Origin of the sequence: Imperialibacter sp., assembly GCF_048007035.1 — a bacterium.
In the GTDB taxonomy this organism is placed as follows: Bacteria; Bacteroidota; Bacteroidia; order Cytophagales; family Cyclobacteriaceae; genus Imperialibacter.
The window spans coordinates 6,285,960-6,300,559 of the sequence record NZ_CP180355.1 but is presented as its reverse complement, the minus strand read 5'-3'; the positions used below and the strand labels follow the sequence as shown (position 1 = coordinate 6,300,559).

At 46.9% G+C, this 14,600-nt stretch carries 8 protein-coding genes and 1 pseudogene; 4 read left to right on the top strand and 5 right to left on the bottom strand.

The features are described from left to right. Positions 1-11 precede the first annotated feature (11 nt). Positions 12-3,043: pseudogene (locus tag ACMVP2_RS26660) on the bottom strand (SusC/RagA family TonB-linked outer membrane protein). Between the two features lie 334 nt (positions 3,044-3,377). Here ACMVP2_RS26660 and ACMVP2_RS26655 point away from each other — a divergent pair. The 4 genes from ACMVP2_RS26655 to ACMVP2_RS26640 all read left to right on the top strand — a co-directional run bounded on the left by ACMVP2_RS26655 (position 3,378) and on the right by ACMVP2_RS26640 (position 8,921). Continuing rightward, on the top strand, positions 3,378-3,824 hold the full coding sequence (locus tag ACMVP2_RS26655) for a hypothetical protein (RefSeq protein ID WP_416865869.1): 447 nt from the start codon (positions 3,378-3,380) through the stop codon (positions 3,822-3,824). Positions 3,825-3,910: 86 nt separating this feature from the next. Further along, on the top strand, positions 3,911-6,316 hold the full coding sequence (locus ACMVP2_RS26650) for a TonB-dependent receptor (protein ID WP_416865868.1): 2,406 nt from the start codon (positions 3,911-3,913) through the stop codon (positions 6,314-6,316). Between the two features lie 151 nt (positions 6,317-6,467). Next, a complete protein-coding gene (locus ACMVP2_RS26645; protein WP_416865867.1) occupies positions 6,468-8,171 on the top strand; it encodes a glutamine--tRNA ligase/YqeY domain fusion protein in 1,704 nt (567 codons plus the stop codon). Positions 8,172-8,465: 294 nt separating this feature from the next. Next, positions 8,466-8,921, top strand: coding sequence for an Hsp20/alpha crystallin family protein (locus ACMVP2_RS26640; RefSeq protein WP_416865866.1), 456 nt, complete (start codon positions 8,466-8,468; stop codon positions 8,919-8,921). An 89-nt stretch (positions 8,922-9,010) separates the two neighbouring features. On the opposite strand, the gene ACMVP2_RS26635 is transcribed toward ACMVP2_RS26640, so the two are convergent. Genes ACMVP2_RS26635 through ACMVP2_RS26620 form a run of 4 tightly spaced genes read right to left on the bottom strand, consistent with a single transcriptional unit; the run spans position 9,011 to position 14,599 of the window. Then, entirely contained in the window at positions 9,011-11,389 is a 2,379-nt protein-coding gene (locus ACMVP2_RS26635; RefSeq protein ID WP_416865865.1) for a hypothetical protein, read from the bottom strand. A gap of 2 nt (positions 11,390-11,391) precedes the next feature. Beyond that, complete coding sequence (locus ACMVP2_RS26630) at positions 11,392-12,453, bottom strand: DUF4249 domain-containing protein (protein WP_416865864.1); 1,062 nt, start codon at positions 12,451-12,453, stop codon at positions 11,392-11,394. Further along, positions 12,454-13,596, bottom strand: coding sequence for a DUF4249 domain-containing protein (locus tag ACMVP2_RS26625; protein WP_339789164.1), 1,143 nt, complete (start codon positions 13,594-13,596; stop codon positions 12,454-12,456). After that, positions 13,505-14,599, bottom strand: coding sequence for a DUF4249 domain-containing protein (locus ACMVP2_RS26620; protein ID WP_416865863.1), 1,095 nt, complete (start codon positions 14,597-14,599; stop codon positions 13,505-13,507). The genes ACMVP2_RS26625 and ACMVP2_RS26620 overlap by 92 nt, the downstream gene beginning before the upstream one ends. Position 14,600: the final 1 nt, after the last annotated feature.

Sequence of the window (14,600 nt, the reverse complement as noted above, 5' to 3'; positions counted from 1 at the left end):
TTTCTTAGCTCCTAAAATTTCACGTTTATACCCAGCATCATAGTTTTTACCTGCGGCAAAGTAAAGAAGTCGATTCCCTGCGCTGTGGTAGAGCCGTCAAGTGTGCTCACCTCAGGATCGTTACCCGTATAATTTGTCCATGTAAACACGTTGGTGGCCGAGCCGTAGATCCTTACGCTCTGCGCCTTAATTTTTTCTACGTAGCGTGTAGGAAGATTATAACCAAGCGAAACGTTCTTCACCCTTAGAAAGGAACCATCTTCAAGAAACCTGTTGCTGTGCCAGTTGTTCTGAGTGTTTCCCAGTTCGTAGCGGGGAACGTCGGTGATGTCGCCGGGCTTTTGCCATCTGTCGAGGGCCTTTCGAACCTGGTTGTTATTGATGTCTTCACCGGAGTTCAGCAGGGTCGAGTTGCTGAAGTTGAGTAGCTCGTTTCCATAACTAAACTGAATGAAAACACTCAAATCGAATCCCCGGTAGGAGAGGTTGTTGGTGATTCCTCCAACGAAAGCGGGCTGTGCTGTGCCTATCACCTTGCCGTCATCCGGGCTGATTTGTCCATCTCCGTTGATGTCCTCATAAATGGCATCGCCGGTAGCCGGGTCAACGCCAAGAAAGTTGAGTCCCCAAAATGTACCAAGAGGATACCCTGGTTTTACAATATTGGTATTGCCAGCTCCATTGGCAGTGTAACCACGAAACAGGGGCAAGGTGTCGGCCAGAGATTTTACGAGGTTATCGTTTTTGGCAATATTGAGGTTGGTCGACCAGCGAAAGTCGCCATCAAAGTTGATGCTGTTAACCGATAGCTCCACTCCGAGGTTCGACACTTCTCCAATGTTTCCCTGAATGCTTCCAAAGCCTGTCGTCAGTGGTATTGGCTGGCTGAACAGTAGTTTGCTGGTCAGGTTGCTGTAGCCATCCACGCTTGTTTGCAGGCGGCCGCTAAAAAGGGAGAGGTCAATGCCAACGTTGGCTTCTCGGGTCACTTCCCACTGGAGGTCGGGGTTTTCCAGGTTGGCGGGAGCCGTTCCTGTCACCCCATTGTAAGTGGTGGAGGCGAAGGTGCCCAAGAAGGCAAAGTCGCCTATTCTTTCGTTGCCGGTAAAGCCATAGCTACCACGGATTTTCAGGTCATCAACAATGGTGTTTTTAGGAAAAAAGGCTTCGTTGGTGATCCGGTACCCAGCCGAAACCGAAGGGAAGAGACCAAAACGGTTGTTGGTGCCGAACCTTGAGGAACCATCATATCGAGTCGTGACGCTGGCGAAATATTTCTCTTTGTAGTCGTAGCGGGCTTCCGCAAAATAGGAGTTGAGTCCACTGTTCACCTTGTTTGAGCTTCCGGCGTCCACTATACCCGCTGAGGTGATGTACGTAAAGTCATCACTGGGAAAGAGGCGACCCTGCACAAAATTGGAGGTCTCGGTTCGCTGTAGAAACTCAGTTCCGGCCGTTGCGTTAACAACATGGTCGCCAAAGGTCTGGTTGTAGGAAACAGTGTTGGTGTTGATATAGGTAACGTAGGTGCCGGTAGAGTTAACACCATAGCCCAGCCCGCCCACTGATGCCAGAAAACCGCCGATAGCTGTGCTGGAGGGCTCAAATTGATCTTCGGCTACGTCATTGTAGTCTACACTGAATTTAGCCCTGGCCCTAAAATGCTCGTTGAGCTGATACTCACTGAATACACCAACAAGCACCTTGAGGGTATTCGTTTGAAATCGGGGTAGCACTGCCTGTCCTACGGGGTTGAAGTTGGGGAAGCCGGCATAGTTAGAGTTGCCGGGCCCAATAATATTGCCTTTTTCGTCAAACGGAAAGTAGTAGGGAAGGCTCTTTACTGCACCTGAATAAACACCATCAAGGAAATTATCACCCTTGATTCGATCGTTTCTGGTTTTTGATATGGTGAGGTTGTTGCCAAACTTGAGTTTGTCGGTCACCTTGTGGTCGATGTTAAGTGTCCGGCAAACCTTAGAAACTGGTTGTTCAAAATGACGCCTTCTTCTCCCCGGTAGTTGAAACTTGAATAGAAGCTAGTCTGCTCATCGCCACCACTGATACTCATTTGGTACTGCTCCATGATCGCCTGGCGAGTCACCTGGTCAATCCAGTCTGTGTTCACGGCATCCGTTACACCTTTAATAATCCCAGACTCGTCAGGGTTCTGCCCAGCATTGGTGATGGCTTCCCGCTGAAGGGTCACCAGCTCTTCTGATGAGAGTAAGTCGAGCTTGTTGGTGAGGTCGATAACACCTCTTTGCACATCAAAGGTCACGGAGGTCTTGGCACCTTTGCTACCTCTTTTTGTGGTAATTAGCACGACGCCGTTGGCTGCTCTGCTTCCATAGATGGCTTTGGCCGATGCATCCTTTAATACTTGAAATGACTCTATGTCGTTAGGGTTCAGCGTAGAGAGAGCATTGTCGTTCTGCCCTCCGAAACTTCTCAGGGCCAGGGCACCGTCTTCTACCGGCACGCCATCAATAATAAACAACGGCCTGTTCGAAGCGGAAATGGAGGTGTTTCCTCTCACCCGCACTGTGATGCCGCCGCCCGGCGTTCCCGATGACTGTGTCACCTGCACCCCGGCTGCTTTGCCCTGAAGGGCCTGATCTAAACTCACCACCGGTATGTTTTTGATGTCTTCGGCGGAAACAGACGCTATGGCTCCAATAATATCTCTTTTCTTTACATAGGAATAGCCTGTAACAATGACCTCGTTGAGCTGACGGGCGTCTTCCTCAAGCTTTACATCAATTGTGGCTGCGGCAGTCACGGGCATTTCCTTTGTCAGGTAGCCTATGTATGAAAACACAAGCACGTCATTAGTGCCACCCACTTCAAGCCTGTAATTTCCTTCAATGTCGGTGATGGTTCCCGTGGTGGTTCCTTTGATGTAGATGTTTACCCCCGGAAGTGAGAAATTGTCGATGTCAGTTACCTGGCCGGTAATGACTCTTGATTGGGCTTGTGAGCTGGTTGGGGCAACAAAAAGCAGTGTCAAACCAGAGAAAACCAAAAGTAGTAGATGCTTCATTCAATGCTTAACAGGTGTAAAACCAGGACCAAAGTACAAACCCCTCGAAATTAAATAAGTTTTAGAGTTTCCTCTATAATGGCATAAAACATTCTTGGATATTCAAACCCTCATTCAATAAACTCAATTTTACCTTTGATAATCAAGCAAAGCACTTGAAATAATGTGTATTTGATTTGATAGTAAACCCAATTACATTGCCTGCATCACCGTTGGCGCTCCGGCGGAATGGGAATTCGCACACTGTATATTGAAAAGGTTACTGGCCATATTTCTTCTTCTTTGTATTTCAGCTCCCTTTTGGCTGAACTATTCAATTTTTTATTGGAGCAGGATGAATATTCAGGCCGATGTGATCGGGAGAATTTTTGAGGGACTGGGCGAGTCAGAACAAACTGTGCTTAGGTTATCCAAACAAGAGGCTGAAAAGGAGCTTGTTTGGGAGCACAGCAAAGAGTTTCGCTACAAAGGGCAATTCTATGATATTATCTCCGTGCAGGAGTTGCCTGATTCGGTTTACTACACCTGCTATTGGGACAAAGAAGAAACTTTTATTACCGACGTCTTTGAGGGGATACTGTTTGAAGAATTGACACACGATTTTCAGGATGACAATGCTGCCAGTCACCTTGTTCAGGTGATTAAAACGCCCTACAGACTGGATCAATTTAGCTGGTCAGCACTTGGCCAGCTGCGCCAACCCCGAAAACACGAGCCAATCTATCTATTTTATAGCTCAAATTACGCCAGCCCTCCGAGCCCACCACCCAAATCAGTTTGATTTCTGCATTTTAATCAAGGCCTGGCCTCTTCTGAAGAATTGGTGCCAGCGCTTATTTGTATTTCGATTAAACTGACTGTCATAAGATGAGAAGATTGATACTGTCATGCCTGCTCACAAGCCTGGTGCTGGTGAGCTATGCGCAGATTTTAACAATAAAAGACAAAGAGAATAATGAACCTTTAGAGCTGGTGACACTCTACAGTGAAGCGCCAAGGGCTACTGCCATGACCAATTCGTCAGGAATGGTCGATATTTCTGAATTTGAAGGCGCTGATAGAATAGAAGTCAGGCTGGTGGGCTACAATCGTATTGTTAGCTCTTATGCTGAGCTGGCGGCTGGTGATCGGGTTTTGGTGATGGAGCCTTCCAATATTTCGTTGGATCAGGTTGTGGTTTCTGCCAGCAAATGGAGCCAGTCGACAAGGGATGTGCCTGTGCACATTGCTACCATTACGCCCAAGGATGCTGCCCTGCTCAATCCGCAAACTGCAGCTGATTTGCTTGGCGCTTCCGGCCAGGTTTTTATCCAAAAAAGCCAGCAGGGTGGAGGAAGCCCTATGATCCGGGGTTTTGCCACCAACCGACTTCTGCTCACTGTGGACGGCGTGCGCATGAATACCGCCATTTTCAGAGGTGGAAACTTGCAAAATGTCATTTCATTGGATCCCTTCGCTACTGAAAATACAGAAGTATTCTTTGGCCCAGGGTCAGTGATATATGGAAGTGACGCCATTGGTGGTGTGATGAGTTTCACAACGCTTACCCCGCACTTGAGCCTCACCGACGAAACGCTGACGAAAGGAAGTGCTGCCACCAGGTTTTCGTCTGCCAATAGTGAAAAAACCGCTCATTTGGATTTCAATGTGGGATGGAAGAAGTGGTCGTCGGTGACCAGCTTTTCTTACAATGACTACGGCGACTTGCGAATGGGCACCAAGGGGCCCGACGACTACCTAAGGCCTTTTTACGTGCAGCGGATTGACAGTGTCGATAGAGTTGTGACCAACGATAATCCACTCGTGCAGCGCCCCAGCGGCTACCAGCAAACCAACATGATGCAGAAGGTGCGTTTTGTGCCGAATAAGCGTTGGGATATCGTTTATGCATTTCACTATTCGGAAACTTCTGACTACGCCCGTTACGACAGGCATATTCGCTATAAAAATGGCTTGCCCAGGTACGGCGAATGGTCGTACGGCCCGCAGAAGTGGATGATGAACAACCTGACTACCTCCTATACCGCCAACACGGGGTTATTTGACCAGGTCACACTTCGGTTGGCGCATCAGTTTTTTGAGGAGAGTCGGATTGACCGGGACATTAATGGCTCAACCCGTGCCATCCGCATTGAAAAGGTAAATGCCTATTCTGCCAATCTTGACTTCTCCAAGTCGCTTGTAGCAGGGCAGAAGCTCTACTATGGGCTGGAGATGATCTACGATAAAGTGGACTCCGAAGGAATCAACGAGGATATTTCCACAGGAGAGAAAGTCGTTGGCCCTGCCAGGTATCCGCAGTCCGATTGGTCGTCGTATGCGGCTTATGCTACTTACCAGAACAGATTGAGTGACCTGCTGTTGGTGCAGGCTGGGGGCCGCTACAATAGCTTTGGACTGAATGCTACGTTCGATAATTCATTTTACCCATTCCCGTTTTCAACCGCTGACCTGAACAATGGCGCCTTGACTGGAAGTGCCGGTGTAGTGCTGACACCAGGGGAGAAGCTGTCAATCAGTGCCAACCTTTCCACAGGCTTTCGTTCACCCAATGTGGACGACGTGGGTAAGGTGTTTGATTCAGAGCCTGGGGCGGTGGTAGTGCCCAATCCTGACCTTGAAGCAGAGTATGCTTACAATGCTGAGGTGGGTATGGCAAAGGTATTTGGCGACTTCCTCAAGTTGGATGCCACGGCCTTCTACACAGTGCTTTCGAATGCCCTCGTGCGCCGGGACTTTACGCTAAATGGCCTCGACAGCATCGTATATGACGGCGAGCTGAGCCAGGTGCAAGCCATTCAAAATGCTGCCAGAGCCACCGTTTATGGTTTTCAGGCGGGCCTTGAAGTTAAATTGCCTGAGGGTTTCACTGTGTCGTCCCGCTACAATGTGCAAGTTGGAGAAGAGGAGTTGGATGATGGATCGAAAAGCCCCTCCAGGCATGCTGCGCCAGCTTTTGGCGTCAGCCATTTTATGTATGGTGTGAAAAACCTGAAACTGGACTTTTACGCTCAATACAGTGGGGGTGTAGGCTTTGCCGACATGCCTGAGGAGGAAAAAGGAAAGACGGAGATTTATGCGGCAGATAAGGAAGGAAACACTTATTCACCATCGTGGTATACACTTAACTTTAAAGTGAGCCAGAAAATATCCGATGATATTATCATTTCCGGTGGTATCGAAAACCTGACCGACCAACGCTATAAGCCCTATTCGTCAGGAATGGCTGGTGCAGGGAGGAATTTTATTATTTCACTCAGGACAAGTTTTTAAGTCCTCCAGTGGTTCGCCTGAAGCTGTCTTGTGCAGGCAGTCGCCAAACGGCTTCAGGCTTTTCTTTTTCTATAGCATCTTAGTCAGCGCAAATTACCTTGGTTGCAGAATATTGCTTTAATTTGCAGCTTTTAAAACACAGGTTGGGCTCATGGCTGAAAACACGGAAGAAAAGAAAGAATCGATCAACTTTATTCATCAAATCATTGAGGATGATAACAAAACGGGAAAGTTTGCCAGCAAGGTACACACTCGTTTTCCTCCGGAGCCCAATGGTTACCTGCATATTGGTCATGCCAAGTCTATTTGCCTCAATTTTGGAACTGCCAAAAAATACAATGGGCTTTGTAACCTAAGGTTTGATGATACCAACCCGACCAAGGAAAGCGACGAATATGTGAACTCCATCATGGAGGACGTAAAGTGGCTTGGGTTTGACTGGGAAGACAGGCGTTATCATGCTTCCGACTATTTCGATCAACTATACGAATACGCCCAACAGCTGATAAAAAAAGGCAAGGCTTATGTGGATAGCCTTTCTTCTGAAGATTTTGCTAAAAACTATAAAGGCACACCCACAAAAGCTGGCAAGAACAGTCCATTCAGAGACAGGTCGGTAGAAGAAAACCTGGACTTGTTCGACAGAATGCGCAAGGGGGAGTTTCCCGACGGTGCGCATGTAGTTAGGGCAAAAATAGACATGGCGCATCCGAACATGCACATGCGTGACCCGTCGATGTATCGCATCAAGCATGCTCACCACCACCGCACGGGCGACAAATGGCATATCTACCCCATGTACGACTTTGCACATGGCCTTTCGGATAGTATTGAGGGCATCACGCATTCCCTGTGTACACTTGAGTTTGAGGTGCACAGGCCATTGTACGACTGGTTCATTGACGAGCTGGGCGTTTACCACCCTCAGCAAATAGAATTTGCCAGGCTTAACCTCAATTATACGGTGATGAGCAAGCGTAAGCTGCTTGAACTGGTGGAGGAGGGGTACGTAGACGGGTGGAACGATCCACGGCTTCCAACGATATCGGGCTTGAGAAGAAGAGGATATACGCCTTCATCTATTCGCACCTTTGCTGACAGGATTGGCGTGGCCAAAAGGGATAATATCATTGACGTAGGCCTGCTAGAATGGAGCGTGCGGGAAGACCTTAACAAAATCGCTCCGAGGAAAATGGGCGTTCTTCGCCCTTTGAAAGTCATCATTACTAACTACCCGGAGGACAAAGAGGAGATGATGGATGCCACCAACAATCCCGAGGATTCGGATGGCGGAACGAGAAAGGTGCCGTTTTCAAGAGAGATATACATTGAACAGTCGGACTTTATGGAAGATCCTCCGAAGAAGTTTTTCAGGATGGGGCCAGGCCGGGAAGTGAGGCTGAAGTATGCGTATATCATCGAGTGTATAGATTTCAAGAAAGACCCTGCCACCGGAGAGATTCTCGAAGTTTATTGTACCTACGATCCACTAACCAAAAGTGGCGAAGACCAAACTGGTAAGAAGGTAAAAAGTACCCTCAGCTGGGTTTCTGCCAGGCATGCCTACAAAACAGAGGTGCGGCTTTACGACCGATTGTTCAATGTGGAAGACCCTTCGGACGTAGAAGAAGGGGAGGACTGGAAGAAGAACATTAACCCGAGCTCTCTTGAGATCATTGAGGCGGCTGCACTGGAGCCATCGCTCGCTGAGGCTGAAGCAGGTGTTGGTTACCAATTTGAGAGACAAGGATATTTTACCGTCGACACAAAATACTCAACTGCTGATAAATTGGTGTTCAATCGAACCGTGACGCTCAAAGACGATTGGGCCAAGATTCAGCAGGCAGGTAATTAGGAGTACAAACGAAACAATGGTAACAGAGCCCTTTTCGAAAGATGAGGGCTTTTTTGTTGAGTGCGTTTTTTTGATGTAACTAAAACGGATTTTTTTGAAGCCTGCAGCCTCGGATTGATATATCGAGGAAATTATTGTCATTGTCAATAAAGACATTTTGTCACTATCTCACTAAAAATCACCTAAAACCAAGACATTATGTCTTGATTTTATTCGTTTTCCCCCTTTTTCTGCGTTGGCATTTCTCTTGTATAGTTGGTGTCATAGATGTTCAACTAAAAACTTAAAACAGATATGAAACTAATTAGAAGAAACCCCAATTTGTTCCCAGAGTTTCCAAGCGTGTTTGACAGCTTCTTAGGAAGGGATTTGTTCGATTTTGAAAATGGACTGGTAAATTCTCCAGGTGCAAGTGTACCTGCCGTGAATGTGAAGGAAACCGAAGAAGGTTTTGATGTGGAAGTGGCTGCGCCGGGCTTCAACAAGAAAGATTTTCATGTTGAGGTTAACAACAACCTGTTGACGATTTCATCTGAAAAAGAGACAAAAAATGAGCAAAAGGACGAAAACGGTCGCTACACAAGAAGGGAATTCGGCTACAGCTCATTCAAAAGAAGCTTCACGCTTCCTGAAAATGTGGTAAATGCAGAAAAAATTGGAGCAACTTACGAAAATGGCATACTTCATGTTAGTATACCTAAGCGTGAGGAGGCTAAACCAAAGCCAGTAAGGCAAATTGCGATTGCTTAATATTGAATTGACATAATTGACTAAAAAGCGAACTGTCGGTGACGGTTCGCTTTTTTGTTGGTGTAGCCAGCAGCTATCCCGCTTTGGCACTATTCAATTTGCAACGGCCACTTTTCCACCATGCCTTTTCCGTTGGGTGTCACAACTTCCAACATTAGCCAATAGTCGCCAGGCACACTGGTTAACCGAATAGGCAACTGCACCACTCCCTTGTCGTCGGGGTTTATATTAGTAACCCAAAAACCCACGGGCGAAAGGTAAGGACTGTTGGCTTCTCCTGTTGGGCCAATGGCGATGGGGTTCGAAGCATTAACGCCCGTGTACTTGAATTTGTGAAGCCCTTTGATTTCTTTTTGGTTCAGGTAGTCGACATTGGTCACTATGTGAACAAGCCCCAGGTATACTTCGTGACCAAGAGTGAAGAGACCGTGATACAATTCATACTTGGTGACAAGGGCAGGATTGATACTTAATACTTCAGCTTGATTGAAAATGGGTACTCCGTCAACAATGACCAGCGCAGGAACGTCCATTAATCCGGTAACAACTGCATTTGAAGGTAGCTGAATAGTGTTGTGCACCATCCGTATCAGCGGTTTCCCTTTCTTGAACCGTAAATAGGCACTGGGCAAAATCTCTTTGAAAACATCCTTCATTTCGTTGAAGGGCACATACACTAGAGGATCGATTACTTCCGTTGGTTCGAGGAAGAAGCCGGCAATTTTGCTAATGAAATTATTCTCCTGGAAAACTTTAACGACATCGGATGTGCCCGTGTACACGCTGTCGATAATGCTTCTCTCCAGGGCTTCGTTTAGCAAAGCCGTTTTGTTACGTGAAGCGATCTTGGGGGGACTTGCAACTGACCTTTTAAACTGGGGAAACACGGGCTGGTCAATGACGATGTCCACGTCATGGTCGTAGTATCTCTGGAGAGCCAGAAAGAGCTCGTTTTCACCCTCGAACGTAAGGTTTTCAAACTTGAAGAACCCGTCTTTCGTCGTTTTGGCAAACCGGAATAGCGAAAAGTCGCTGGTGTTAGCCAGGGCCAGGGGACAGTATTGTAAAGGCTCTCCGGTTTCTTTAAAAGTTATTCTGCCCGTTATTCTAAAACCTTTCTGGAATGGGTCAGGAGCCAGCTGTATCGAATCTGCCACCAGAACCGGAGGTTTGATGGTGACCTTGCTGCGGTTGGTCTGAACCCAGGCCTCTTTTTGATTGGCAGCCAAGTGATCAAACGCCAGCGGAACGTCGTCCGAAAATATCCCAGCTCGCTTTAGCTGATAGCTGGCATAGGTTTGTCCGGCAGTTTTCAGGTTGTTGCCGTTTAGCGTAGGAAGCCTTTCATCCACCAGTTTGACTGAAAGATAGGCCTCCGAAAAATCGATACTATCCACATTGACCACAAACAGCAGGTTAGGGGTGCTTCCTGATGGCAGCTTACTCCGCTGGTTGATCCATTTTAGTTGCTGCTCAATTGGATCCTCAACAAAGACGAACCTTTCGAGTAGCAATTTCTTTGCCTCGTCCCGAACAATGATTGAATAAGCTGCCGTTCTCTCCGAAGCACTGGCAGGCACAAGCATTGTCATTATGGGCTGGTTAATACTCACTATTCTTTTGAAAGCGAGCAGGTCGCCCTGCCTGATTTCCAATTCAACTTTCTTGGATAGGTCGAAGGTGCTGTAGATTTTTAGCTCAAGATTTTTAGCACTGTCGGTTGCCACCTCAAGGGTGATACCAGGGGTTTCGTCTGGTTGTATAGTTGTGGAAGCAACCACCGTTGCATTGTCCCACAATTGCAAGGTAATGGGCTTGTTATTAGTTGGATGGACGATGAAATCCCCCATCAATTCGCCACCAGTAGAGACGGTGTCTTTGGAGCCGTTGTCCCTTTCAACAGTAAGCTTATACGCTATCCCTGGTTCTGGATTCGTCACTCTGAAAAAGACCTGGTTGGGGAGATGAGAGTATATTCTTCCGTTGTCAGGAGAAATAACCAAACCGGGCTCCTCTTTTGTAGCCAATTGGGCTATTGAGTTTTCTTCAATGGCCGACGAGGGTATTTGATAAGTGCTGATGGGGATAGAGGCTTCCACCCATTCGGTATTGTTAAGAAGGGAAGGAGTAAACACATGGAGGTAGTGTATCGCTTGTTCATCGAATAGGAGAGGCAGCCGAAATTCTCCGCTGGCAACGCCATTTACCCACAAGAACCTGGCCGATCCTATCGTTTCTCCCCTGGGGTTCAATAGTTCCGAATAAATGACGTCATTTCTTTTTACCACCTTGAACGTTTTGTTGCTCAATGCAACAGCCTGAAAAATCAGTCTTTCTTCTTCGAAATAGAAAGGCTTGTCCGTTGTCAGGTGAATGAATTCGGGAACAAGCTTTTCCGGTGAATCGTCTTGTGCACTGGCTTTAACCAGACCAAGAACGCATAACGGAAGTAGCAGTAGGTATTTCATAGTTATTCAAAGTAATAGGGCCTTGGACTCGCTCCCTCTTCGGCATAGCAGCTAAAGCAAAAGGATTCTATATTGTTGATCCTCGCTCCTGCATAGCAAATGTCGAGGTAGGTAAGGAACTCGTTTTTAATGTTGCTCTTATAAATAGTAATTGGAATCTCTGATAGCCGTCCTACCTCAAACAAGCCGTACACATTTATGTGTTCCTTCTCTTCCACGTACAGGTTGCCCTTGATAATTGCCGGTGGTGGATCGAAGATGCTGCCGTTCAGGTTTCTTTGCTGATCAATAGACTGATAGAAATGAAAAGCATTCCTTGTAATGGCAGTCTGACGAACCAGCATGGTAAGCCGGAAGCTGAATCTCTTATCAAGAGGTAGAAACGTAATGAGGTGATCTTTAATCGATTTACCTTCCGATTCCGTGGCACTGGTAATGTTCAGGAACTCGTCTGAACCTGAGATAATATAGCAGTTGAGGCAATCACACCTTGGGTCTCTAAAGGGTGCTTCATTGATATGGGCGGTTTCGAAGTCGTATCTCAGAAAGGTGTTTGGAGACTGAAAAGTACCCGTATTGACTTTGAAGTTAATTCCATTTCTTTTTATCGTCACACCATTGTCGTTCACAAACTCGAAGGTGTGCGATTCCCAGTAGCCTCCTTCAAGTGCTATAGCATCTGGTACCTCTTCCCAGTCTGACACAATTTTTGTCTCTTCATCAGTATCGATCACCAAACGATACTTGTCTCCTCTGGCAAGTGGCACAAACACTAATGGGGAGTATAGTCCTTCGCCTCTCGGTTCAAGTGCTATTTCCATATCGTCGTTGTCTGATTGCAGAACGACCCTTGCATCGTCGAATGGTTCCGACTTTCCGTCGAGGTTGATTTTTGAAAGCACCACCTTCTGAAACCTTGCATCGTCAAGTAGAATGGCCTCCACTACATAGTTCTGAGTAGACCTTGGTATGTCGAGCTCAAATTTCTCCACACACGAGGGAACAGCAAGCAGCAGCAGCGCCAGTATTCTTACGGTATATCGATATGAGGTTAGTCGTTTCATCTAGAACCAGTGGGGGCGTTCATTTGTAGCACCTTCTTTCACACGGCAGTCGGCGCACTGCGGATTGGTGTATAAGTTATAGGGGGTGCATATTTCATCAAATGTGCGCACTGCAAAAGGCGCACTATTGCCATTGGTACTTACCGAAGCTTCATCAACGCTGTTAACTTCAAAGAAGCCGTAGATGACTCTTTCAGGGTTCCTTACATCTTTTAGGTTGGTTTTCGCAATAGCCGGAGGTGGATCGAATATGGTGCCTTTCAGGTTTTTTTGCTGCTCAATGGTAGCGTAATACTCGTATGTGTCTTCGTTAATGGAGTGTTGAAATATCCGGAGGGTTTTTTTGATGGAATACTCGTAGGAGGAGTTGATGAATGCAATCTGAAAGTTTAAAAGTCGCTTTCTGCTACCGTTCTCCACAAATGCGGTTTTTATGAAGTCCTTTGCATTGCTGACAATGTAACAGCCAGTGCAATCCGAACAAAGGGAGCTCCGCAGTGGCGACTCCATAATGTAGGCCGACTGGTAGGAATAGCGGACAAAGGTGCTTGTCGGATTGGTATAATCAGAGGTGACGTAGTAGGAAAAGCCGTAATAGGGTGTTAAGTATCCATTGTCATTGACAGATTGCTCAATAGTTGGCGACACATATGCCGTCTCTATTTTGAGCGGCGGCGGAACACTTTGCCAGTTTGACACTATTTGCACGGAATCTCCCAGGTCAACGAGCAGCCGGTACTTCTCTCCATTGGTGATTTCAATGGGAGTGATGGGGTAATAGGTGCCTGCTGCGACTTCTGAAAAAGAAAATTTTATGCCGTTCGAATTTTCAACCTTTACTATCGCTCCTTCTAATTCAATAAAACCAAGAGGGTCGTTTGGTGTTTGACGAAGCTTTACCGATTGTAGCTCGGGATGGTTGGAGAGAATTCCTTCCACGATTATCTGGTTGGAAACACGCTCAATGTCAAGAGAAAACGGTTCAATACACCCGGCAAGCAACAAGAGCGTGAATAAAGGGCCATATGATAGTTTCCTGTTAATCATAAGATCAAAAGTAGCCGGGCCTGACTTTGGTGGCGCCTTCCCTTGCCCGGCAGTCGAAACAGTCAGCCCCAGGGTTTGGAACCAAACAATTTTCATAAAACGAGGGTATCAGAAAGTCGATGTCGGATTTCGTTATTCTGGCTGAAGCTTCGCTGTATTTTCCCACCTCAAAAAAGCCGTAAACTGTTTCGGTGGGCCTGAGGTTGTTGCTGACATTTCCTCTTAGCACTGCCGGTGGCGGATCAAAAATGCTGCCTCTTGCTTCATTGAGTTGATTGATGGATTTGTAGTATTCGTAGGCTGCTTTTGTAATGGTAAGTTGCTTGACCAATACGGCGAACCTGATCCCAAACCGTTCGTCGAATTCAATAAACTCAATTGACTTGCCGGAAAGAACTTTCCCCTTGCTACTCAACACTTCTGCCAGTTCGATAAAGTTCTCCACTTCCTCCTTTATGTAGCAGTATTGACACTCGCTGCAAAGGTCTGATGCCATGGGTGCATCATAGGCGTAGGTGTCTTCGTAAGTCCAGCGCAAGTAAGTGTTTTCTGAAGCAACTGGCTTTGTTGCTACAAAAATTTCGATTCCTTTCGAAGTTGTCTCAATCCCTCTGTTGTTAACGACGGACCGGTATTTCGCCTCCATGAAAGCGGTATCAATTGCCGATGGCTCAGGAACTTTTTCCCAGGTTGAAACGGCTCTAATCGAATCTCCGATAGCAATCTCCAGTTGGAATTCGTCCCCAGCCGCCACCTCAATGCTGCCAGAAAGGGGGACGTATGATCCGTCGTAGGTGACGACCAGCGGCCAGGAGTCTCCCGCTTTATTTGAAATGCTGACTATGGCATTGTAGATGAGCTCCCGAGGCCCGTCCTGATGTTGGAAATACAACCTGGTTTGTTGATAGTCAGGATGATCCAGCAACATACTTTCTACAATAAGGATATTGTCTTGTTTGGGTACGTCAACTTCATATGGTTCAATACAGCTAACACATGCCAATAGCAGCACGAATGCGCAGGACAGCTTCGATGCCATTCTTTTGCGAACTCCTTCCGGCGCTGTTTTCAATCGGTGCATTAGGTCTGTGAACCGCATC